Here is a 23,786-nt window from a genome sequence, read left to right on the forward strand (position 1 = left end):
TGTATTTGATTTCAATTTTCCTAAAGTAGATTTTGTTCTTTGAATCAATGAACTTAGAGCTTGTCCCAAAACCTCGAAGGAAATTTGCAGGAGTTCCCACAGATTCTGTCTCCTTGGCGGTTATTAGGCTTTTTGTAGGACTTTCCCGTCGTTTAAGAACGTAGGAGTTCCCACATTTTCGGGTTTTGGGACAAGCTCTTAGATTCTCTGGACAAAAATTAGCCATATAGTTTTTCTTCCTACGACACCAGATATATTCTTACGGATTTAACTCGGGAGCATAAGGAAGCAAAAATTCTACTCAATGCCTTTTCTCATTTGCTTTTAAAAATTCCTTCGTTGTTTTGCTTTTATGAGCAGATAGATTATCCCAAACTATTAAAATCTTTTTGCGATTTTCCTTTAGAAGTATCTTTAAAAAACAAATCCTGGCTTTTAACAGAGCCCGTTATGATCTGGAAATGGAAATCTTTTTGAGAAATAGCGCCTATTACTGATAACTTTTTCCAAGACATCTCGCGACGAATGATCGGTGTTTTGGCTATTACTCATTCCTACATAATAAAGTGTCTAAAATTCTGCGTTTAAACGCGGTATTTGTGCTCAAATTAACGGTATTCTATTTTATAGGAATCAATAATACGGATTCCGGCTGATTCCGCTTTCATCTAAAAAAATAGGATCTTAAACCCTTCATTCTCTGCTTTTTTATTTTTTGTTTGCGGGTACTCATATTTATAGGGATGAGTAAAGATGCGACATGTGTCCTTGACTCTGGTTTTGAAGGAATCTAAAAAACATCAAAAAAAATGAATATTATTAAACCGAAAAAAGAAACCTACCGCCGCACAAAAAGCAAAGAATACAAGAATTAGTAAAAAAAGAATTTTCGTAGAAAATGCTTTTACCGATATTCAAAGATTTAGAATTACCTCGGATGTTATTAGAAGTTTTAGAAAAGATTTTAAACATCTCGTTTTTATTTTAGCCGTAGGACTTTGGAACCTTCATCTATTTTTTGTTAAACGATTCGATTGGTAATTTTTCAACAACTCTAATGTATTATTTGGTAATTTTTAACAACTCCATTTTAGAAAACATTAAAAATTAAAGGCTTTTAGAGATTTAGAGATTCTTCCACGATAGACATCGAATTCATCTTGGATCGATTTCTATTTCATTCAAACGAATGATAGAAGTTTTCAACAACTCCATTCACAATCGATTCAGAGACATTTTAATTTGACTTCCAATTAACCCTTTGGGATTATAATGCGATCTTTAATTTTAGAGGTTGTGTCGTATTTCTATCGTATTGAGAACGATTCTAACGTTACCTGAGAACATCAGGCTCTCACTCCTACGAAATTCTTATTTTCACGTCTTCAATTCATAAGGAGTTACAATAATTTTTTATAAATTTTATTTTCCGTTCAAAATGAAAACACCCGCCTGTTGCAATGAGGACAAGGATTCATATTCTATAAAGAATGAGAATTTTAAGGAAAATAAAATGAAACAAATTTTTTCAATGCGCCTGGCAACTTTTCTGTTATTTGCGGGATGTGCGGGAGCAAACGATGGAAACGAAAATTCTTCACTCTTTCTTTTTGGAATCTCCGACAAATCGCTGTTAGATATTGCGGCAAATCCTCAGAGATCGTCGGCAAATTTGGCGGGATCCGGCGTTTATTACGTGGATGCTCTTGCAGGAGATGATTCCAACCCTGGAACGTCACTCGCTCCTTACAGAACCATTACGCATGCGGTTTCGCAGTCTGGGAAGACGATCTATGTGGCGCCCGGAACTTACAACGAAGCACTGGGAGAGACGTTTCCCATAAAGATACCCGTAGGTATGAATTTAATCGGAAATGAATCCGGAAAAGGCATAGAAACCGAGCAGAATTCCGGTTATACTGGCGCTGGGATCGATCCCAATGAAGGACCTACTTTGATTTTGGGAATGGGACTGGTTTCCACAGGATCAAACAATTACGCTACTTTAATTTTAGGAAACAACAGTACGGTTGCCGGATTTACAATTACCAATCCTAAACCTTTATTCAGTAATATGACTTCGGCTGTTCAAGTTCCTGGAGAACTCTCCGGCATTGTTACCGGAATTACAATTCGGAACAACACATTGACCGAAACCGTGGGAGGAGCGGGGATTTATATCCTAACTTTAAATCATCCGGCTTCAACTGGAAATACTATCTCTGGTAATACCATCATCTCAAATTCTATTGGGATCTTTTACAATTTTTCAAGCGCAGTGATCAAAGTAGAAAATAATTTGATTTCTCGAAATCGATGGGGAATTAGCATCACCGCAAATACGATCGTCAACCCCAGTATGGACTTGGGAGGAGGAAGCACTGGAAGCAATGGAAATAATACCATCTCTTGCAATACGGAATATGATCTACGCACACCGGTTCCGAATACGGTCACTTTGTATGCTAAGAACAATCATTGGGATCACATTCCGCCTACTGTACTGACGACAGGCGCTGCGGATATATCGAATCCTTCCAATTCTTCCATTTTAACTTCTGGCATGAGCCTCGCGGCCGCGCCTTGTAACCCGTAAAATTCATTCCCACCGCTTTCGAATGTAAGAAAGAGGTGGGATCGTCTCCTCAAATATAAAATATTATTAAATTATATTTTAAAAATATTCTTAAAACTACAACTACTCCCATCGTGCGTAAATACAGATACGGATCGAAAGGACGGATAATTTACCAATCTCTACGAAATCGAGTATCATGAATTTTGAAACGAATTTCGGTTTAAAGGTAGAATTCCGGATGCTTCTATTCTATAATTCTTGAGTAGAACTTCAAATCTCAAAAAGCTTTTTTAAACCAGGTTCTATCATATAATAAGAGATTTTAGACCTAAAAATCGCATATATTGCCGTCCGATAAACCTTTCAAACAACTAAAAAGTTCTTGAGATAAAACCGATCGGTTGCGAGCAAAAAATACCCGTCTTTTTTCCAAAAACCTGTCTCACTCTATCATGTAGATCGTAGAGGAGCAAAATCTTATCCGAAAGTTTTTTATAAGAGAGTCAACTTTCAAAGCGAACTAAAGTTTACTCACATACTCAAACCTATAAATTGGTTTCATGCCCGATAAGAATACAAATTTAACGCATCAGAGTACGATTGAATTTGTGAACTCCAAACTGCGCGGGGTCGGTTCCGTAAACAATACTACGATCGAGGTGCCCTACTCGTTACCCGGAGATATTTACAACGTCGTTTTTTTTAAAAAGAAACGACGCAAACCCGTCGCAAAACTGGATTTAATTTCTCAAACTCCAAGAACCGTAGTTCCGGCTTGTCCCGCATTCACGAGATGCGGAGGTTGTTCCGCACAACATATTCCTTATGAGGAACAATGGAATTATAAAACTTCCGCTCTTTTGGAAAGTTATAAACGGGACTTCGGAGCGGAACCCGTTTTGTATCCGGCTCAAAAAATACTTCATTACAGAAATCGAATGGACTTTGCCGTATTTCCGGGACCGATCGTCGGGCAAAGGGAAGCGGGGTCCTTCCGATATATCGTAGATTTGGAATCCTGTTTCATCCAAAGCGAGGAATCCAACGAAGAATTGAAGAGGTTTCGAAGTTTAATCCGCGAATTTCCGAATCTTCCTTACGACCGAAAATCGGATTCAGGATTTCTAAAGTATGTCACTCTGCGAAAGGCTAAAAACTCGCCCGAATTGATGACGATTTTGACATTTGTGGAAGAGTTTAAAAACTCGGAGGAGGAAAAGGAATTTGCAAAAGCCTGTTTAAAATATCTGAAAGCGGATCATCTTCTATTTTGTTTCAATCGAAGAAAAGGGGAAATCTCCGCGATCGGAGAAGTAACGATCCTCAAAGGAAAGGAATCTTATCTGGAATTCGTTTCCGGAAAAGAGTTTCGGGTTCCTTTCGATTCTTTTTTTCAACCCAACCCGGAAGGGTTTCAACCGATTTTGGACTTTATCGAAAAAGAAATTCCGGAATCATCCGATCATCTCATCGATCTATTTTGCGGTTCGGGTTTTTTCAGTAGAATTTTCGCGCATCGATTTAAGAAAATCACCGGAATCGATTCGATCGAAAGTTCTTTGGAAATCGCACGCAAACAGATGCGTTTCGATTTTCCGGAAATCGAATTCTCCTATCGGAAGGAGGATCTTTTTTCAAAAAAGTCTTCCCTTGAGATATTATTTCCGTCTCAAGAAAAAACCGTTCTGATCGCGGACCCTCCCCGTGCCGGTCTCGGCGAGTTCGTTATCAAAGCGCTGAAGAATTCCAAAATTTCCTCTTTTTTCTACGTCTCCTGCAATCCCACTTCGCAAAAAGAGGATCTCTGGAAACTCAAAGATTTTTTTCAGATCCGAAAAATTCTCATCGCGGATCCGTATCCTCAAACTCCGCACCTGGAATCCGTTGCGTTTCTAAGTCGTAAGAATTAAGATTGGATGTCGATTGCCCGTACTTCAATCGTTCCGCAACGATCGAAATTCTAAATTAATTTTTTATAATATGAATCGAACTCGGTTTCAACTCTTTTTGCGAAAAGTCAAAACCGAAATCTTCTTTCCTCTCTCTCATCTTTTGGTACAAACGACTTCCGTTGTACAAAGCCTCGATTTCAAGAACGATCCACGATTGTTTCGTATTGCCGCTATTCACTTCGGAAACGACGTTGACTCCTTGAATACTTCGAATCAAACCTTTTACGTCCTTATCGACGTAGTCGTCGTAAGTAAGCCCTTCTATTTTTAAGCGGATTAAATTTCCGGGTTTCCACTTCGTGGAAATTTGATCCAGAATTTTCGGATACGCTTTTTCCACGGCCTTTCGAATCGCTTCTTGAGATCCGGTTTCGGGATTTAAGTGCAGGGAAGCCCCGTTCGTATTATCGGCTGCGATAATTCTTGCCGTATTAACGTCGAAAATTTTAAACCGAAAAACCGCTTGGTATGATTTCAAATCGCTGTTTTCGATATCGCCTACGTTAGTCACTTTGACTTGACCCAGGAATAGTATCTGGGCTTCCATTTCTGCCGCGGTCGATACAGCCCTCTCTTCAAGGGATTGGTTTCCGTATATTCCTAAAGACTTTGTATTTTCCTTTTCTAAGATTCGAATCCATTGATTTCGATCCAGAAAATCGAATTCTACGAATTTTTTTACGATCGCGTTTACGGAAATCGAAGAACCGAAATCGGATTTCCCTAAAATCGTTTCGTCGATGACGATCAAAAATTTAGGTTTACCCAATTCTTTATATCTTTCTTTGAGCGCGCCTTGAACGGCCTTTCGGTTCACCTTGCCTCTCGCGTTTCCTTCCAAGAGATTCCCATTCTTTCTAAGATTTCCGAGGATCGAAAACTCCGTAACAAAACCTTCCGTAGAAGAATTTGTGATCCTCTCTTTGAGTTGACCGTCGATCGTTTGAGAACCGCCTTCGATGAGTTCGCCGAGACCTTTTTCTAAAATCCTGCGTTTTGCATTGAGTTCGAAATCGTCTTGGTTAATCCCCTGAACATGATCGACATAAACGAACGGATCTCCTTCTTTTCCGGAGTTGTCCCGAATCGAAGAACATACGTTGATCCAGAAAAAAAACGAAATGCAAAAAACCGAGACCGATCTTACCCCGAAAATTTTTCTTCCCCAAAAAAAGTTTCCTATCAATTTCATCCGGAATTCCTCGCTTGTTGTTCTACAAATATGAAATGTAACGCGACCCATAGGGAGTCATAACGTTACCCACAAGTTACTTGGATCTCAAGATAAAATCTGTCGGAATTCCGACAATCTACTGTGAAGACTCGGAAGGTTTTTCTCCATCAGAAAATCATACTTTTTGCAAGTACAAAACCTCGTTCTTGTCGGAACACTTGAAAAATATCAGCTTTTTATCCTTCTTCTTCCAAAACTCTTCTCAACTTGTGGGGCTCGCAACGAAAACGAAAAACCTCTAGAACGTTTTCGGTTTGGCAATCATATTCAGTTTTCTTTGAGTGAGTCTTCTCAGTTCGACCATTTCTTCCAGATAAGAGGCGAGAACCTTGTCCATATTGATGTTTTTTTCCATCTTCAACAGACTGTCTCGAATCAAACGAAGATTTTCCTCATCGACGATCTTTCCGGAAGTGATCAATTTGCGGACCGTTTCAAACTCGCATTTTCTGAGATGTACTCTGATTAAAAATTCGATCGAAAATTTGGAAACCATTCTCCCCCAAGGACTGTTCGGATTGAGATTGGCCGGTAATTCCATCCGATCCGTCGCTCTGTGAGAAAGAGTCGGCCCGAAAGAATTTGACAAAGGTGTAGATTTGAAAGAGTTGTCGGAGATATCCTGTCCTTCCGTCGGACTGTCGCCTTTGGCGACGAGGATATCCTCTATGTTATGAGTTCTCAAATCCTCCTGAAACTCGTCGGGATTGTTGTTCATCATCCGGATATACTCTTCGAGCATAACGGCGATGTTTACCATCCGCCCGATCGGAGTGTTGTTCAGTTCCCGAATTTTCGGAAATAGTTCTCTTGTGATCGTAGAAGGTGATTTCTTTTTGTAGTAAGTCGCCTCGTAAAGGCGTTCTAATTTTTTTTCGGAGTAGTATTTTAAATCGTTAAGAATTTTGAGATCCGCATAGGCGTACGCGTCCACTCCCGGATCGCTCATCTTGCTCGACTTTTCCTCCGGCATTACGATCTTGATGACGAATATGATTTTTGCAGCGCGAAGGGCTTCGAGAATGTTTCTAAGTTCGTCCGGCTCCCTGGAAAAAAGCCCCATCAATTCCTTTAGGAAAGTGTCGGAAGTCGGAATTTTTTGATCTTCTCGAAGATTCACTTTCCGAATTTCGGAAGCGATTTGTAGTGCTATTTCGCTTAAGGCGCTCATAATAAGAATGAAAGCATCCTATAGGAAAGAACGTTTCGAATCAAGTTGGTTTTCATCTTAAAAAACGAGAGTATCTTCATTCTTGACTGATCCGAAAACTCAATTTTTGTAAAATATATAACGGAACGGAACAGGATAGAATTCCTAGAATCGGGGATAGGACGAGAAAAAAGATAGGTACTTCCGGAGAAACGGTGAATTTTAAAGTCCACCCGAATGCGTTCTTGTTGACGACGTATAAAACGATCGGAGAAAGAAAAAACGCCAGAAGGATTCCGAAACAAACGGAGACGATCGTGATGAACACGCTTTCCGTCAGTAAAATTCTCCCGAGTTGTCCGGCGTCGGCTCCCAAATATTTGAGAATTCCCAACGTGTTTTTTTTGGAAATGAGATTGTGAAACAAGGACGAAACCAAAGAAAGCATGGCAATGATGAACGCAGTCGTTTTTAGGGTTTCCAAAACTCCGAAAACCTTATCCACCCCTTCCGTATAAAGCTTTCGAATGTCGTCTTCGTTGAATAATTTCAGCGAAGGATTTTGTTCTAAAATTTTAGAGATCGATGTTTCCGCCTTCTTGGCGTTTGAGTCCTTCTTTAAAAAGATCTTAATCGAATTGTATCCATGAAGTCCGAAAAACTTTTCGTAGTTTCGTATATCCATCATGATCGTTCCGCGTTCCGAAAAAAAATGTTCCTTGATCCCTCGAACCTTAAATTCTTTTTTTCCTAGTTTCGTTTCGATCGGGATCGTGTTTCCAATTTCAAAGTTTTGCAGATAGGCCATATTGGAGGAGATTAGAATTTCGTTTTCCGTTTTTACCGAACGTTCCGGTGAATCTTCCCGGTCGTGTGTCGCAAACGTATATGCGTGAATCGTAAAGTTTCCCCGATCCGTTTCCACCCTTGTGTTCACGCAAAAACCGTCGAGGGATTTTATTTCCGAAACTCGGGCGAGTTCGTTTAACAAACGGACCGGAACCCCTCCCTGAATTCCCGCCGCTAAGTTTGCGGAATTGATGATCGTATAGTCTGCTGGAAATTCCGCCTCGACCCAATCGTTCAAGGACCTTCGATAACTGTCCGTTAAAATCGAAAGACAGACCACAAGGGAGGTTGCGAGCATCAAGGTCGCGGATGTAAGAGTGTTTCGCAGAGGTTGATTTCTCATTTCTTCCAAACCGATTTTCATAAAGACGAAGGAACGGTCGGATCTTTCCGTGAGTTTAAAAAAGAAGGTCGAGAGAATCTTAAACGCCCACGGAAAACAGAGAGTAAAACCGACTACGATTCCGCCGATTCCCAAAAGTCCCGCGACCGGAAACCTCCAACGAATCGGAAGAAACGCGATAATAACGAAGATGAAAAGAAGCAAAAGTCCGATCGATAATAAACGAAATTCACGCACCCGATACGTTCCCGAAGACGACTCTCTCAATATCGAAACCGGAGAAATTTTTCCCGCCCTAAAGGAAGGAAACGCAGCGGATAAAAAGGAACCGATGATTCCGATTCCCAGACCTGCGAGCCAAGTCGTGACGGGAACGGACTTGTACGTTTTGAGATAGGAAAGGTCTGCGGAAGTCGTTTCGGGGCTGAAAAAATCGAGTCTCGAAAAAAGAAATCCCAATCCCAGTCCTAAAGAACTTCCCACGATTCCTAAAAACAAAGCCTGGGACACGAAGAGGGAAAAAGTGTGACCCGCGCTAAGTCCCATCGTTTTTAAGATTCCCAATTCTTTTTCGCGGCTGACGTACAATCCGGACATCGTGTTCGAAACCATAAAAAGCGCGATGATGAGAGAAATAAAGGATATAACGGAAAGATTGAGTTGAAAGGAGCGTAACGCGTTTCCCGATTTTTCCCGGATGTCCTCCACCGTTTCGACTCTGTAGTCCGAACCTAATTTTTGTTCGAGAATATGTTTTTGTTCGGGTCGAAATTCGTTCGGCTGGATCAAAAGGAAACTAACGTGTTCTCCGGTTTCGAATCGTTCCATCGCCGACTCTATGTCTTCCATAAGAATACTTCCGCCTTCCGAGTCGAAAACGAGCAATTCCTCAACGGAGAAGTTTTTGGAACCCGCGCGTACGTTGACGTTCGAAGTTCCGATTCTTTCGGAAAGAGAACGACTGATAAAGGCGGAAGCGAATTTGTCCTTTGCGTTTTCCGCATCGGATTTTTGTTCGTAACGAAATCCTTCGGATTCCTTTAAAAAATCCAGACCGACGTATACGGCTCGGATGGAATCGTTTACGATGACCTCTTTTTGAAATCGGGGAACTATTTTTACGATCCACGTCTCCTTCGATAGGTCCCGGATGAGAGAAACCGGAAGGTTCTGATCCCCGAGAGAGGAGGAAATTTTGATCTTATATTCTCCTTGAAAGTATCCCATGGCGAAGTCGGTCAGACTTTTTTCGGCCTTGATTCCGTTTGCGGCGGTGGAGATAAAAAGTCCGACTCCCAAGGATATTCCGGCTAACGCGAAAAAGGCGCCCAGCTTATGGCTTCGAAAGTATTCGAATAGGAATAATGTGTAAATCCGAAAAGACATTGTACTTTTAATCCGTCAGAATTCCGTCCGCCATCTTCAAACGAAATTCTCCCAAGGAGCCGAGTTTCTGATCGTGAGTTACGATAAAAAGCGTGAACCCGTATTGTTTTTGCAAATCCGAGAGAAGTCGTATTACGTTTTCCGCATTCTTCGTATCCAAGTTTCCGGTGGGTTCGTCCGCAAGTATGAGAGAGGGGCGTTTGCAGAGGGCCCTTGCGATCGCGACCCTTTGTTGTTCTCCTCCGGAAAGTTCGTCCGGTTTGTGGAATTTTCTGGTAGAAAGGCCCACTTTTTCAAGCGCTTCTTCCGCCGCATTTTGAGCCTGTTTTTTGCCGATTCCGGAAATATAAAGAGGAACGGCGACGTTCTCCAGAGCGTTTAAATAAGGAAGTAGATGAAAGAATTGGAATATGATTCCGGTTTCCTCCCTTCTGTATTCTGTAAGTTCTTTTTCGTTCATCGAATGCAGGGACTTTCCGTTTACGAAAACCTCTCCGGAATCCGGGACGTCTATACCCGAAAGTATATTCAAAAAAGTTGATTTACCGGAGCCGGACGGTCCCATGAGCGTGACGATGGAAGAGCTCGGAATGTCCAACTCCAATCCTTTGAGAACTTCCGTTTGAAGTTTTCCGCTTTGATACGATTTGTGTAGGTTGGAAACTCGGATTCTTTTGGAATCGATTTTATTCTGGTTCGTCATTTCTTTGAAGTAACAGTGGAATTCGGAATGAAATCCGTGGAAAGTGAAAAATCACATTCGTGAAATGCGAAAAATCGGTTAGGAAACCTCCAAAAAACTTTCGTTTTGATATTTGGATAAGCGCAAAACATTCTTCTAAAGCATTCTATAATATAGATTTTCAAAAAATGCGAGTTTTTATAGGCTTCTTTTATAGAGTTTTCTTGTATTCAATTGTCAAAGAAACATAACCTTTCACAAAATCTTAACTTCCATAAAGTTTAAAATTCGGATGAAGATCGGTGATTTGGTTTTCGATAATCGTTGTTTTTTTTACCGATCTCTATAAAATTGAGTATCATTGGTTTTTATCGCAAAACACTGTTTCAACACAAAATATTAGGTACTTATTATATAGTTATGAGTAGTCTAAAATTCGCAGGAACGAATTTGTCAATCTTGAGAACGCAAGCGACGTTAGGATTTTCGAGAACGTGCAATACGAAAAATACTCCGGAGAGGTGGAGTTTAGCCGTTAGGGATCTCCTATGTCAGGGGAAAGGATCGCTTCGAGATCGACCCGACTTTCGAAACCTGCGTGAGCGATCGAGGCGGAGTCAAGAAATTGAAATTAGAGAAGACGAATATAATAAAAATAATATACAATTTCTTGACTGAAGCTGAGAGCGCGACTCTGCGCATTGAAACAAAGCGGCTCCCGCAGAGGCACGCCCGCTTCGAGATGCGAGTGATTAGGAGTCAGGTCCGATCGCGACATTAGGAAAAGACGCCTAACGCGTAATTCTTGCTAGATCGGTTCCGGGATAATAGTGTCTCAGAATTTCTACGTAGTTGTAATTTTCCTTCGCCATTCCGAAACTTCCCCACTGACTCAAACCCACTCCGTGACCCGAACCCATTCCCTTGACGAGGAAACCGTTTCCTTCTTTTTGAATTCCGAAACGCAATGAGCGGACCGGGGCGCCAAGAGTTTGTCTAAAGTCCTTGCCTCGGATTCTGGACGAACCTTCCGTTCCGCTCAGTTCCATTAGATCGACTCTTCCAGACGCCGTTCTGGATAAGACTTGAATCGATTGAATCTCTCCGAGTTTTAAGTTCGAGAATTTGGAATTGACGAGTTCCGGAGAGATCGTTTCCCTCCAATAAAAGTTATCTCCCGCACGATCGAATTCGGAGGCAACCGCGGAAAGATAAGGAATTTTTTTACCTCCCCAAACGTTTTCGGGAGTTTCCGTTTTTCCGCCGCTGTTCGAATGAAAGAAGGCCTGAATCGGATTCTCTTCAAAAACGGCCATCACACCACTCGTGTCCTGAACGGCTTTCGTCGTGAATGGATGTTCTTTTTCAAGACCTCCGTACACTTGGGAATTCGTCGTGGCTTCCACGTCGTAAAGTGCATTCTTTTTATTTAATATTTCACGAACGGCATACGTTCTCGCGCAGATCGCCTGTGCTTTTAAAGCTTCCATCGGCCAGCTATAAGGAACTTCGGAAGGCACAACCGCCAAAAGATATTCTTCCAAGGGTAGGACGTTGACAACAAGGGCCGAACCTTGGTCTTGGGGAATCAGATGAATCGTTCCCCTTACTTTGCGGGATTTGTATTCAAGGCCCGCGTTCTGACCTACAAAATGAATCGGAGCTTTTAAACGAGAAACGTCCAAAGAAATGATATCGATTCCTTTTTTAATCAAAAGATCGTTTGCGTCGTAGACGGAAATGACTCCTTCTCCTCGAATCTGTAGGTCTCCTTCGGTTTTTCCAAGAAGCACTCTGATTTCGTGAACCGAGCGGCTTTTATAAGGCGGGGTCCAAGGACGAATGATGACGGTGTTACAGCCCGCATTCAAAAGTACGATCGCAAAAATGAGGAACAAAATTGTTTTTCTGGTCATAAAATTACGTCTATCTCTTTCCTTAAATATCGATGAGAAACCGAAATCCCTATAGGAATTTTTTGGTTTTAAACGGCTTGAGCGGCGGGGAAAAGGTTTGGGCGAATCCAACCCCAGTTTTTTCTTACGGAAAAAACTGGGGCTGGACCGCGCTTGAACTCAATGTTGCTGCATGCGGTCGCAATATATAATCGCTTTCGCATTTATTTATAGTATTCAAGTTAAGCGATTCTCTGAATTCGAATAAGTTGACTCCCTGAGTGCCGACCTATCGAACGACCCGTAGGGAGTGAAATTGAGTTGAGGAAAGCATTCACCTGAGTTTCCCCTTGATTTTGGATGGGTAATTAAAGTGAATTGCTTCCTGAACTCACGTCAAGTAACGTAAATTCAAATATTATAAAACTTTTAAGTAAATCAAACACTGGGCGATCAAAAGCGCCCCCAAAAGGAAAATCCATCTGCGTTTGGCGGAATACACGAGTTTTAACTTGTCTTCCGGAAAATAGATCGCCACAAGAAGCGCGTTCACGTTTGCGATCAGATAAAAAGATTCCATTTTCAAACGAAAGGGCGCGTAAAAAACGGCGCCGAACATCGCAAAAGAAGGGATAAAATACAAAAGGGTTTTCGGATGTAAAAATCCGGCTTTGTTTTCCTGAACGATCGTCTTTTTTCCCGAATTTTTTTCCAACTCGGTTTGAAATCGATCGGGTTCCAAAAGATTCAAAATCGGAATCTGATCCTCCTTTGTGGTGATCAAAAAACGAACGTAAGAACGGAACACGTCCCTTTCGATCGATACGACGGATTTGAGTTTCGTATCAAACGACTGACCTTTTGAATTGAAGAGTTTTAGGGAATTGGAATTCAGTTCCACTCCGGCCCCTTTTAAAACCTTCAACTGTCTGGAAAAATTCCTATAAAGTAAAAATCCGAGAACCGCGGAAAGAAGACCGAAAATTTTAACGAAGTCGATTCGATTTTCCTCCGGAACCTTAAGAAAATTCCAGACGATAAACGCAAGGTAAAGAAGAATCACCGCGATCGAACGAAGAATCAGATTCTTTCGAAATTTATCGAAATCGTACGAAAATTCACTCATGATCCAAATTTCCAAAATCAGTTTTTTTGAATATAGGAAACATCTCCACTCCTTCCGCAAGGATCGCGTCCTTTCCGCCTTCTTGACGATCCAAAATACAAATTCCCCGAACGACTTCGATTCCGGATTCTCTCAAACTACGAATCGCTTGAATCGTCGAACCGCCAGTCGTAATCACGTCGTCCACGATCACGCAGCTTTTCACAGCGTGTACTGCGCCTTCGACCAACTTCTTCGTTCCGTGATCCTTGGAAAGTTTACGGACGATCAGAGGATACACGTTCCTATTTTGTTTTCTGAATTCCAAACCGATCCCGTAACAGATCGGATCGGCTCCCATCGTAAGACCTCCGAAAGCCTGCGGTTTTAAAATCCCCGATTCGCCTAAATGTTGTTCTACGATAAACCTACAGAGAAGTTCCAAACGATCCGGAACGAGGGTTATTTCCTTACAGTTAAAGTAATGTCTGGATCTTTTGCCCGAAGCGAGCGTAAAGGGTTCTTCGGAATAACGGTATGCGTGAGTTCGAATGAGTTCCAGAAGTTCTTGTTTCATTAAAATTCCATCTTCCGCGTTTTTAACCAGTGAATTCCCCGGAAAGAATCCGGAAACCCGTTTTCGATTTAAAAAACACTTTCAAAACGGATTCCGACCTGAATCCTGTAAAACATGCAATCCGTAAGACTTACGTCCGTTTCTCTCAAAACGAAAGTATTCGATTTTCAAGGAAACTCGGATAAGATCAAAAGAGTTCTGGAACGGGAAAAAAAATCGGATCTGATTTTATTTCCGGAACTTTGTATCTCCGGTTACGGATGTGAGGATTCCTTTTTCTTTCCCAGGATCTGGAAAACATCCTGGAATTCTCTTTTACAACTTCTGCCATATACCGGGAACAAAATCGTAGTCGTCGGTTTACCTATATTCCAAAATCCTTATCTATTCAATTGTGCGGCGGTTCTTTGTAACGGAGCGGTCGCGGGAATCGTTCCCAAATCCAACCTGGCGACTACGGGAGTCCACTACGAAAACAGATGGTTTATGCGAGGGGAAGAAGCTCAGGAAAATTTTACGGCTCCGGACGGCTCCGCGATTCCTTTCGGTTCCCTCGTTTTTGAAACCGATCGTTTTTCATTCGGAGTGGAAATCTGCGAGGATTCCTGGGTATTACAAAAACCTTCTATTCCCCTTGCGGAAGTCGGAACCGATCTGATTCTCTCTCCGGGGGCGTCCCACTTCGCATTCGGAAAACAAAGAGTCCGTCGGCAAATTTTTAAGGAAAGTTCCAGAAGAGAGTCTAACGTATATTTATTTTCAAACCTCTGCGGAAACGAATCCGGAAGATTGATTTTCGAAGGCGGTTCGATGGTCGTTCAGAACGGAAAATTAATCGCGGAATCGGAGCGATTGTTCTTCGGTGATTTCGATCTTTGTTCCGTTGAAATCGACTTCGAAGCTTCCAGAGTCGATCGTGCAAAAAAATTCCGTCCTTCCGGAAACCGTTTCGAAGGAAGAAAATCAATTGAAGAAAATCGAATCTATCTCGGACTCGAATTTCCGAAAAGAACGCCGAAACTGAACCTTCCCGTTATGGAACCTTCTATTTCGGAAGAAGAGGAATCGTATCCGGATTTTACGAGGGCGGTAGCATTAGGACTTTTTGATTATCTAATATACTCCAAAACCAAGGGTTATACGCTTTCTCTTTCGGGAGGGGCGGACAGTTCCGCTTGCGCGCTTCTTGTGACCGCGATGAAAAAGATCGCCAAACGGGAACTCGGAGAAAACTTTTTCAAATCCAAGGAAATCGAGGAGGATTCTCTTCTTTACACGCTCTATCAGGCGACGGCAAACAATTCGGAACGAACGAGATCCCTCGCAAAAGCATTGGCGAAAGACGTCCAATCGATTCACGGAGATTTGACGATCGACTCCGAGGTGCAAAGTATTTCCGAAAAAATTTCAAAAATCACGGGAGTTTCCTTTAACTGGGACGAACACAACTTGGTTCTGCAAAACATTCAGGCCAGAGTTCGTTCTCCGATTATTTGGATGCTCGCCAATTTAAACGGACATCTTCTTCTTTCCACGGGAAACAGAAGCGAGGCGGGCGCGGGTTATACGACGATGGACGGAGATTCTTCCGGATCGGTCGCCCCTCTTACGGGAGTCGGTAAGGAATTTATTTTGAGGTGGATGCGTTTTGTCGCGGAAGGAAAGGACCCGATTCTTCCGGCGTATCCTTCCCTGAAAGAAATCGTCCTTTCTCCTCCGAGCGCCGAATTAAAACCGCTCGAAGATAAACAAGAGGACGAAAAGGATCTGATGCCTTATCCGCTTTTACAAAAAATCGAAGAATTGTTCGTAGCGCGGGGCGCGGGATTTTCCGAAATCGTTCAACTTCTTTCGGGAGATCCGGAAGTTCAAAAGTTTCCCGCGGGATTTTTAGAGGAATCGGTTCGGAAGTACGTCTCGCTCTTTCACAGAAACCAATGGAAACGGGAAAGGCTTCCGCCTTCGTTTCATTTGGACGATTACGGACTCGACCCCAAATCCAGTTTTCGGTTCCCGATCCTTTCCGAAGAAAACGGATTATGAATTTAGAATATTCTAAACTTATAATCCAGCTTGTTTGAAGGCGTTTTCCTTTTCCCTTTGAACCTGCTGGAGTTGATTTTTGATGGAATCCTGAATGTTCTGGAGTTTTTTTTCGGTTTCTTCCTCTCCGGAACCTTTTTGCAAGTCGACTAGATAATTGATGATATCAATTCTATCCTGGGTTTGTTTTTCCATGTGATCGTAATACGAACGGATCTGAACCGGAGTGGCGGTTCTTGCATAGACGTTTCTTGCGGCCTCCGCAATCCGGCTTTCTTCCTGTTTTTTCGCGTCCTTTTCCGCAGGACTTAACTTTTTAGGGACGAGAGAATTGTTCGGGAAACGTTCCCGAAGTTGGCTGAAACGTTCCATCTCCTCGTTGGTATAGGGTTTGTTCGTCTGAGGATTTAAAGGATTGTCCGCGTCGGCTGCGTTGGGATCGTCTTCTTTTGCGCCTCCCTTTTCTGCTTCGATGTATTCTCCCTTTCCCGACTTATAAAAGGAAGAATCAAAAATGGATTCGTTGGTTCTACCCCCGGAAGATCCGGAAGCGGAAGAAGACGAACTTCCTTTTCCGCCTAAAAGAAGCGCGACGCTGTCGGCCTCCTTGCTTTTTCTTTCTTTCTCGCCCGAGTCCTCCGAAGAAAAAAGAATCCAAACCAGCGCAACGAGTGCGATTGAAATTCCAGAATAAAGGACTAATTTACGAATGCTAACCACGAAAACTCTCCGGAATAAATTGGGGAAATTTTGATTGTAAGACCGTCGATCTAGGAAATTCTATCCTGAATCACGGAGTTCGTCTCTAATTTTTGAGAAATCGGATCCTACGCAAGATAAAAATGCCTTTTCAAATTCTTCGTTCAAGCTTCCTTCCGATTATTTGGATTCTCTTCGGTTGTGGTACAAACACGGATGTGGCACAATCTCCTTTTATATTTATTTCGCCGGTCGGTGTTCCTCAGTTTTTGAGCATACTGGCAGTCAATGAGGGAATCACGGATACGACTTCAAAAGACACGGATTTCCAATCCGAGCCGAACAGCTATAAGCCGGAATTTTTAATTCGTTATTATGTGACTAACGCAGAACCGCAGTTCGTCGGTTACAATCTTTACATTACCTCGACTTCCCCCTCGGTTGCGGAAACTCTCACCGCAGGAGGAGTCTATTTGGAAAACGGAGTTCAACCTTCGTTTCCTCATCTTTCGTCCGAAGCGTCCACGAGTTCTTCCAAATTACAAATTCACAGGGTTCTCAATCAAATTCCACCGCCGGGAGTGTTTCCGTTTATCAAGTGTGAAATTTATACGTTCACGATGAGATCCCTTTTGAATAGCGGGATCTTTTCCAATCCTTCCACTCCCGTAAAAATGTGCTCTTCTTCTCGTCCTTTTCTTTGTCCCGTCGGTTCCAGTTGTAATCCTGCGGAATGCAATAACGCCTCTTGTACAACCGTGGTCAAACAAAACTGTCCCGTCGGAACACTTTGTAATCCATGTACGATCTCGGGTGCGGAAGAGACGGGTTGTGTTTGTCCTTCCGGGGTTTCTCCTCCGGGCTGCAATTTATGAGTTCGGAGTCCCCTCCGGAACCGTTAACGGAAATCCCTCTCGAACCCGGAACTCTCTACGTGGTTTCCACTCCGATCGGAAACTTGGAAGACCTCACTTTTAGAGCGCTTCGAATCCTAAAAAACACGGATCGAATCTTTTGCGAAAACGCCGGACATTCCAAAAAATTGTTCCGGTCTTATTCCATCTCCACCCCCGCTTCCACTCTCTACAGAGATCAGTCCGAAACTCCCTACTCGGGTATATTAGAAGATTTGAAAGTAGGAAAGACGTTCGCACTCGTTTCGGACGCGGGAACTCCGGGAGTTTCGGACCCGGGTTCTCATTTGATTCGAACGGTTCGGGAAGCGGGCTTTAAAATTTCCCCCGTTCCCGGTGCGAGCGCTCTCACCGCGTTACTCGGAATTTCCGGATGGCAGGCCAATCCGTTTTTGTTTCTCGGATTTTTATCCGAAAAAAAAGGTAAGAAAAGAAACCAACTCGGAGAATGGAAAGGGTTCGAGGGCCTCATTATGCTTTTCGAATCCGTTCACAGAATCGGGGATACCTTGGACGCAGTCGGAGAAGTTTTTCCGGACTCGGAGTTCCTTGTAGGCCGAGAAATGACCAAAATTCACGAAGAAATCCTGTATTTTTCTCCCATTCCTCCCGAAAAACCGAAGGAATTTGCTCACAAGGGCGAATTTGTGGTTTTAATCAATACGAATCGGAAAAAAATGCTTAAAGGCTCTCTTGGATCGGCCGATAGAATTCAGTAGAGGTAACAAATCATGACTATCGATAAAATCGGTGGGATCGGTGGAAGCGGATACGAATCGAAAAGAACGGTTCCGGTTAAAAAAACGGAATCCAAAGAAACTTTTGATAACGTTTCTATCTCCGATACCGCAAAACAAAAAGCATCCGAAGCAAAACTGCAAGCGGAAGTTCAAACTATAACTCGCAAAATTCTAGCCACTCCGGACGACGGAGATCGTTCCGTGAAACTCAAAGAAATTAAGGAAAAGTTGAAAAACGGAGATTACGACAATCTGAGCGCCGACGTTTTGAATACGATCGCAGACAGAATCTCGGAAACCATGTTGGGCCAATAAGAACCGTTTCGGATAAACTGATTTTTACCTCTATTTAAATTAGAAAGTCGCTAGGGTTATCCGGGAGACGACAAGATGCCGATACTCCCCGATTGGGTTCACTACACATTTCCTCCTAAAATCCACTTTGAAGCAGATTGCGGATACAAAGTGGGTAACTTCGTCAAAAACATAGGTTCCAGAACCGTCATCTTTTCCACTCAACAAGAACTGGAAAATATGGACGAACTTTCCGTCATCAAAACGAGTTTGGAAAAACATATCGACGGAGTCATCCTCTACGACGACATCGTTAAGGAACCGACTCCGGAAGAATTGGATACCGCCGCTTACTTCGCAAAAATCGCGAACGCCGATTGTATCATCGGTTACGGCTCCTACGAATCGATCAGCATGTCGAAACTTATCGCCCTGCTCGTCACTAACGATATCTTTGCGGAGGATATGATCACCGACAAAAAGGTGAAACTTAAAAAACCGATTCCTCTCATTTTAATTCCCACTCATCCCGTTTTCGGTTTGGAATGTTCTCCGATCTCTACGATCCTGTTAGGAAACGAAAAAATTACGAAATATTTTTCTCACGAACTTTTATTCCCCGAACTCATCATCGCCGATCCTAAGATTTCTTCGTTTATGAGTTCCGCGGATATTTCCAAAATCGGCGTGGGAATTTTGGCCGCGGCGGTGGATACGATTCTTTCCAAATTTTCCACGGAACTTACGATTTCTTCCGCGCTCAGAGCGATCGAACTTCTACAAAAGAATCTGATCCCTTCGATCCGAGATCCGAAAAACTTAAACTACAAAAACGGCCTTTACGCGGCCAGTCTTTTGACGGGAATCGCTCAGTCTTCGAGTTCTCTCGGGCTTTGTTTCGCTCTTTCATTAGCAAGTGCGAATATTACAAATTTGGATATTTTTCAGTCCATGTCCATCCTTCTCCCCCACGTTATGGAATACAACCTAACCTCTTCCGCGGGTAAATATGTGATGATCGCGAGAGCCCTGGACGAAGACATCACCAATATTTCGGTGATCGAAGCCGCGATTAAGGCGGTGGAAGGAATTCGTAAAATTTTTATAGAACTGAAAATTCCACAAAGACTTTCGGAATACGAGGTGAGAAAGATGGATCTCCCTTCGATCGCAAATCTTGCGTCTTCGTTTCCGTTTTTGGATTCCCTCCCGAGGGAACTTCCTAAGAACGAAATCGAAACGATTTTGGTCGCGGCTTTTTAGAATTTTATCCTTTCTTTTGAATCGTTTCCAGACCTATTTTATTCACTAAGGACCACATCGAAAGAAAAAGCATCATGATCCCGATGCAGAATACAAACCTTACCTTCCCTTGTAGAAAGAGGTTTCTTTCGATGAATCTTCATTCTTTCGCCATATCAGAGTCTGTCCCAAAACGTGGGAACTACAACGATTTAAACGACGAGAAAAATCACTTAGGAAGCCTAATAACCGTCAAAGAGACATAATCTGTGGGAACTCCTGCAAATTTCCGAAACTAAAGTGTCTCGCTTCTATTAGCGCTCGATAGGTCTTGGGACAAGTTCTAAATAAAAACATACAATGAGAACGCATATAGGACGGTGCATATCTGCAGACATGAAACGGAAAATTATCGTTCTCCTCGCACCAATCCTATTCTTACTTTTAGGACTCGGATTGTATGAGACCTTAGATCGTGGAAAAATTTGGTTTGTAAATCCTTCTCGAGAAAAATATCCGATCCGAGGAATCGATGTTTCCAACCATCAAGGAAAAATTGATTGGAAATTAGTTCCTCAATCCGAAGTTTCTTTCGTTTATATCAAGGCGACCGAAGGCGGAGACTTCCAAGATAAATCCTTTGTATTCAATTGGAAACAAGCAAGGGCCCAAGGTTTTCCGGTAGGTGCCTATCATTTTTTTACGTTATGCAAATCCGGAAAAGAACAAGCGGAGAATTTTATCCGGACGGTTCCCAAGGAAGCGGACGCCCTCCCGCCGGTGATTGATTTAGAATTTGTCGGAAACTGCAAAGAAAGACCTCCGATCGAAAACGTTTCTCAAGAGATCTTGGATTTTTTGAACCGAGTCGATTTTTATTACGGCAAAAAAACAATTCTTTATCTCACGTATGAGTTCATCGATCGATACGTCGGTTCTGACTTTAGCGATCACCGGATTTGGATCCGAGATATATTCAAACATCCGAATACGTTTTCCGATCAACGATGGATTCTTTGGCAGTACCATAATCGCGGACGGGTGCCGGGAATCGTCGGTCCGGTGGATTGGAACGTCCTCAATGGCGAATTGAAAATTCTTACCGGCTATTGACTATTTGACGCTTCGTTTTTCTAACGAAATTTTTGAAAAAAGAACGATTTTTTGAACCTATCCGCAGATCTCGAGAACCGTTTATGGTATGGGCTATTTGTCATTCAGTTCCGATTTTAAACTCTCTTCAAAACTTCAAGAAGCGTATTCAGAAACCGTCACTCTTTTGATTCCGGAAGAAACTTGGCGTCGGTATTCCGAGAAAGAAGCCAAAAAACTTCCACAACGAATCCCAACCCTTTTGAAGAAGTATGGGAAATATCTTTCCGCGACACCGCGTCTGGGCAAAAAAGCGGGGCGGACCTTGTATCAACCGAGTTTAGGAGCGCAGAAAATGAAACGCGTGAACGCGCGACTTAACGCCGGAAGTTGGACTTTTTTTGGTGCGCTCGCTCAAGCACACGGAGTATCTCGCTGTTATCTTTTCAATTATCTTTTGTGGTTGGAAACCGTGGGAGTCGGAGATTCTATCGAGAGAACGATGAATGAGGGAGTTCCCACATTTCACAGGAATTACAGTTACATCCTCGACGTCGATCTGCTAAACAATCGAGTCACTCGGCGTTTGCACTATGAACCGGAATCCCATTTTTACACATTCAACTATACGGAGTGTTTTCCGTCCTGATCCATTGACAGCTCAAACAAGTTTGAATCAATAATTCCAGGATTCCCTTGCCGGAACCCCAAAAAAACATTTGAAACTGCCTCTTTGACTCTAAAACTTGGAGCCAGAATGAACGACGAACAGATCGATACAATTATCGGAGATGATATTCATTTCCGAGGAAAACTGAAATTCAGTCATTCCCTGAAAATCAAGGGCAACTTCAAAGGAACCATCGAAACCGCCGGAAAACTCGTGGTAGGCGACACGGGGGAAGTAGAAGCGGACATACAAACCGGAACTCTGGAAGTGGAAGGAAATCTGAAAGGAAACGTTTCCGCCAACGAAAAAGTCGCCATTCGAAAAACCGGTAAGGTAATCGGGGATATCCGCACACCCGATTTAGAAATCGAATCCGGTGCTAAATTCAGCGGAAACAGCGCTATGTAAAATGCCCAAATCTTCCCCTTTTTCACACGGCCCCGGTTTAAAGGAATTACATCCTTCCGGGTTTCGCCAACATCTCAGTCCTCTTCAACATCGTTTCTACGAAACCCATCTGCGGGAAAAAGCCCGACCGGAACATCTCCTCTATCACGGGCTTCGGGAACTGCCTTCTCCGTTTTTACTTCCGGATTTGGAACCGGCCCTGGAACTTCTGAAAGAATTCGTTCGAACCGAAAAAAAGATTCTTCTGTTCGGAGATAGGGACTGCGACGGGGTTTCTTCCACCAGTCTGCTCGGAGGTTTTTTAAAAAAAATCCATCGGGGGGAATTGATTTTAAAAACCTCGAACGAAGAAGACTACGGACTTTGCCCGGCCGCTCTCGACTTCGTGAAAAAAAATAAACCGGATCTTTTGATCACCCTCGATTTCGGAACCACCAATCACGTTCAAATCGACGAACTCGCTTCGCTCGGAATTAAGGTCATCGTACTAGATCACCACGAAATTCCGGAAAGAATCCCCGACTGTTATCTGATTTCTCCGAAACGTCAGGACTCCAACTATCCCAACGAAAAGATCTGCACCGCCGCTTTGGCCCTTAAATTCATACAAGCGTATCTCTATTCCTCTTTGGAAGAATACAACCGCGCGACCTGGATCGGAGACGGAAACTCCCTATTTTCAGGATATCTAATATTCCGGGGCGAACTTCTTTTTCAAGGAGATAGACAGGAAGCGGAATCCAAATTCAACCTTTCCATAAAGGACGAAAGTCACACTTTCCATTCCTCTTTTCCGGAAAGAGAATGGTTCTATCATGAATTTCTAAAATACCCTGCGATCTTGGAACAGTATCTTCAGAACTTTGATCTCGCCGCAATCGGAACCGTCTCCGACATGATGCCTCTTTACGGAGAGAACAGAATCATCGTCAAAGAAGGCTGCAAGATTCTGTTCAAACTCAATCGTAAAGAAACCAAACACAGAGAAGGACTTTTCCAACTCTTACAACTTTTGGAACTTTCGGATAAACACGTGACCTCGAAGGACTTGGGCTGGGGACTCGGACCCATGATCAATTCCGCGGGAAGGATGAATCGTACGGAAGTCGCTCTCGATCTTTTATTGGAGGAAAGTCCCGAACGTGCGGAGTCGGGAGCCAAAGAACTCCAAAAACTCAACGAAGAAAGAAAAGAAAGAACCAAAAGAAATCTTTTCAAAGTGGACGGTTTTTTAAAACGAAAGAAAGAACGGACTGAAAAATCGGTTCTCTTTTGTTATGAGCCGGACTTCGAACCGGGTGTTTCCGGAATCGTCGCCACAAAACTCGTGGAAGAATACAAACGACCGGTTTTATTCGTCACACCCGATCACGGACACGCAAAGGGAAGCGTTCGCGCTTACGGAAAGGAAAACGTTTTGAACCTGCTCAAAAAAGCGGAATCCATTTTCTTTCAGTTCGGCGGTCACAAGGAAGCCGGTGGCTTTTCTCTCGAGATCGATAAGATACCGGAACTCGCGAAAGTCATTTTTGAACACGCAGATTCTTGGTTGGAAGAAGAACAAAAACAAGCGATTCTCGAACAAACTCCGAGTCTCATATCTTTACAACCGGAAGAATTGAATCCTAAAATCTTTCAGGAACTTTCCGTCTTCGAACCGTTCGGTCACGAAAATCCCGTTCCCTTGTATTCGATCAAAAACGCGAAAGTGTATCATACAAAACCGATGACGGACGGAAAACACGTTCGTTTTAGAATCTTAGGCGCGCCCGAATCGATTCAGTGTTTGATTTGGAATCGGGGAAAGGATTTTTTAGAACTACTCAGTAAGGCCGAAAGTTTGGATCTCTGGGGATCTTTGGAAGAATCCACCTTTCGATCCAAAACTTCCCTTCAATTCGTAGTAAACTACTTTCAAGAATCATAAATTACT

21 protein-coding genes and 1 pseudogene are annotated in these 23,786 nt (G+C 42.9%); 12 read left to right on the forward strand and 10 right to left on the reverse strand.

Annotated elements, in window-relative coordinates:
- Both LEP1GSC194_RS23615 and LEP1GSC194_RS23120 read right to left on the reverse strand, forming a co-directional pair.
- On the reverse strand, positions 1-226 hold a 226-nt coding region (locus tag LEP1GSC194_RS23615), incomplete at its 3' end, for a hypothetical protein (protein ID WP_036042684.1).
- A pseudogene (locus tag LEP1GSC194_RS23120) lies at positions 200-548 on the reverse strand (transposase); the annotation flags it as partial. The gene LEP1GSC194_RS23615 and the pseudogene LEP1GSC194_RS23120, both read right to left, overlap by 27 nt.
- Before the next feature lie 337 nt (positions 549-885).
- Between LEP1GSC194_RS23120 and LEP1GSC194_RS23125 the strand changes: the two are divergent.
- The 3 genes from LEP1GSC194_RS23125 to rlmD all read left to right on the forward strand — a co-directional run bounded on the left by LEP1GSC194_RS23125 (position 886) and on the right by rlmD (position 4,488).
- Positions 886-1,041 carry a hypothetical protein gene (locus tag LEP1GSC194_RS23125; protein WP_231384505.1) on the forward strand — a complete coding sequence of 52 codons (156 nt, stop codon included), beginning with the start codon at positions 886-888 and terminating at the stop codon, positions 1,039-1,041.
- 472 nt (positions 1,042-1,513) lie between these two features.
- Positions 1,514-2,596 (forward strand): LIC10774 family surface protein, encoded by a 1,083-nt coding sequence (locus tag LEP1GSC194_RS12555; RefSeq protein WP_020773953.1) that lies wholly within the window; start codon positions 1,514-1,516, stop codon positions 2,594-2,596.
- Between the two features lie 542 nt (positions 2,597-3,138).
- The gene (gene rlmD, locus LEP1GSC194_RS12560; protein ID WP_020773959.1) at positions 3,139-4,488 is read left to right on the forward strand and encodes a 23S rRNA (uracil(1939)-C(5))-methyltransferase RlmD; all 1,350 of its coding nucleotides are present in this window, start codon (positions 3,139-3,141) and stop codon (positions 4,486-4,488) included.
- Between the two features lie 55 nt (positions 4,489-4,543).
- Here the strand turns inward: rlmD and LEP1GSC194_RS12565 are convergent, their stop codons facing one another.
- The 7 genes from LEP1GSC194_RS12565 to pyrE form a co-directional block, all read right to left on the reverse strand.
- Positions 4,544-5,722 carry a hypothetical protein gene (locus LEP1GSC194_RS12565; RefSeq protein ID WP_020773962.1) on the reverse strand — a complete coding sequence of 393 codons (1,179 nt, stop codon included), beginning with the start codon at positions 5,720-5,722 and terminating at the stop codon, positions 4,544-4,546.
- Positions 5,723-6,002: 280 nt separating this feature from the next.
- Positions 6,003-6,935: a hypothetical protein gene (locus LEP1GSC194_RS12575; RefSeq protein ID WP_020773963.1), complete on the reverse strand. Its 933-nt coding sequence runs from the start codon at positions 6,933-6,935 to the stop codon at positions 6,003-6,005.
- Positions 6,936-7,011: 76 nt separating this feature from the next.
- Positions 7,012-9,492 (reverse strand): ABC transporter permease, encoded by a 2,481-nt coding sequence (locus tag LEP1GSC194_RS12580; protein WP_020773936.1) that lies wholly within the window; start codon positions 9,490-9,492, stop codon positions 7,012-7,014.
- A gap of 7 nt (positions 9,493-9,499) precedes the next feature.
- Positions 9,500-10,195 carry an ABC transporter ATP-binding protein gene (locus tag LEP1GSC194_RS12585; protein WP_020773964.1) on the reverse strand — a complete coding sequence of 232 codons (696 nt, stop codon included), beginning with the start codon at positions 10,193-10,195 and terminating at the stop codon, positions 9,500-9,502.
- Positions 10,196-10,965: 770 nt separating this feature from the next.
- The gene (locus tag LEP1GSC194_RS12590) at positions 10,966-12,090 is read right to left on the reverse strand and encodes a SpoIID/LytB domain-containing protein (RefSeq protein ID WP_020773941.1); all 1,125 of its coding nucleotides are present in this window, start codon (positions 12,088-12,090) and stop codon (positions 10,966-10,968) included.
- A gap of 397 nt (positions 12,091-12,487) precedes the next feature.
- Entirely contained in the window at positions 12,488-13,195 is a 708-nt protein-coding gene (locus LEP1GSC194_RS12595) for a hypothetical protein (protein WP_020773978.1), read from the reverse strand.
- Positions 13,188-13,751 (reverse strand): orotate phosphoribosyltransferase, encoded by a 564-nt coding sequence (gene pyrE / locus LEP1GSC194_RS12600; RefSeq protein WP_020773980.1) that lies wholly within the window; start codon positions 13,749-13,751, stop codon positions 13,188-13,190. The genes LEP1GSC194_RS12595 and pyrE overlap by 8 nt, the downstream gene beginning before the upstream one ends.
- A 114-nt stretch (positions 13,752-13,865) precedes the next feature.
- Here pyrE and nadE point away from each other — a divergent pair, with 114 nt between their 5' ends.
- Positions 13,866-15,794, forward strand: coding sequence for an NAD(+) synthase (nadE, locus tag LEP1GSC194_RS12605; RefSeq protein ID WP_020773939.1), 1,929 nt, complete (start codon positions 13,866-13,868; stop codon positions 15,792-15,794).
- Positions 15,795-15,812: 18 nt separating this feature from the next.
- On the opposite strand, the gene LEP1GSC194_RS12610 is transcribed toward nadE, so the two are convergent.
- Positions 15,813-16,514: an LIC_20245 family lipoprotein gene (locus tag LEP1GSC194_RS12610; RefSeq protein WP_020773944.1), complete on the reverse strand. Its 702-nt coding sequence runs from the start codon at positions 16,512-16,514 to the stop codon at positions 15,813-15,815.
- A gap of 122 nt (positions 16,515-16,636) precedes the next feature.
- On the opposite strand from LEP1GSC194_RS12610, the gene LEP1GSC194_RS12615 reads away from it, so the two are divergent.
- The 8 genes from LEP1GSC194_RS12615 (at position 16,637) to recJ (ending at position 23,780) form a co-directional block, all read left to right on the forward strand.
- Positions 16,637-17,368, forward strand: coding sequence for an LIC11073 family putative lipoprotein (locus LEP1GSC194_RS12615; protein WP_020773933.1), 732 nt, complete (start codon positions 16,637-16,639; stop codon positions 17,366-17,368).
- A complete protein-coding gene (gene rsmI / locus LEP1GSC194_RS12620; RefSeq protein WP_020773972.1) occupies positions 17,365-18,126 on the forward strand; it encodes a 16S rRNA (cytidine(1402)-2'-O)-methyltransferase in 762 nt (253 codons plus the stop codon). The genes LEP1GSC194_RS12615 and rsmI overlap by 4 nt, the downstream gene beginning before the upstream one ends.
- Positions 18,127-18,138: 12 nt before the next feature.
- On the forward strand, positions 18,139-18,462 hold the full coding sequence (locus LEP1GSC194_RS12625; RefSeq protein WP_020773965.1) for a flagellar biosynthesis anti-sigma factor FlgM: 324 nt from the start codon (positions 18,139-18,141) through the stop codon (positions 18,460-18,462).
- A 75-nt stretch (positions 18,463-18,537) separates the two neighbouring features.
- Positions 18,538-19,704: an iron-containing alcohol dehydrogenase gene (locus LEP1GSC194_RS12630; protein ID WP_020773956.1), complete on the forward strand. Its 1,167-nt coding sequence runs from the start codon at positions 18,538-18,540 to the stop codon at positions 19,702-19,704.
- Positions 19,705-20,079: 375 nt separating this feature from the next.
- A complete protein-coding gene (locus LEP1GSC194_RS12635) occupies positions 20,080-20,796 on the forward strand; it encodes a glycoside hydrolase family 25 protein (RefSeq protein WP_017809043.1) in 717 nt (238 codons plus the stop codon).
- Positions 20,797-20,884: 88 nt separating this feature from the next.
- Complete coding sequence (locus LEP1GSC194_RS12640; protein WP_020773968.1) at positions 20,885-21,424, forward strand: DUF1564 domain-containing protein; 540 nt, start codon at positions 20,885-20,887, stop codon at positions 21,422-21,424.
- Positions 21,425-21,532: 108 nt separating this feature from the next.
- Complete coding sequence (locus LEP1GSC194_RS12645) at positions 21,533-21,853, forward strand: bactofilin family protein (RefSeq protein WP_003007053.1); 321 nt, start codon at positions 21,533-21,535, stop codon at positions 21,851-21,853.
- Between the two features lies 1 nt (position 21,854).
- Complete coding sequence (gene recJ / locus LEP1GSC194_RS12650) at positions 21,855-23,780, forward strand: single-stranded-DNA-specific exonuclease RecJ (protein WP_020773954.1); 1,926 nt, start codon at positions 21,855-21,857, stop codon at positions 23,778-23,780.
- Positions 23,781-23,786: the final 6 nt, after the last annotated feature.

The sequence above is a fragment of the Leptospira alstonii serovar Sichuan str. 79601 genome (assembly GCF_000347175.1).
GTDB lineage: Bacteria > Spirochaetota > Leptospiria > Leptospirales > Leptospiraceae > Leptospira > Leptospira alstonii.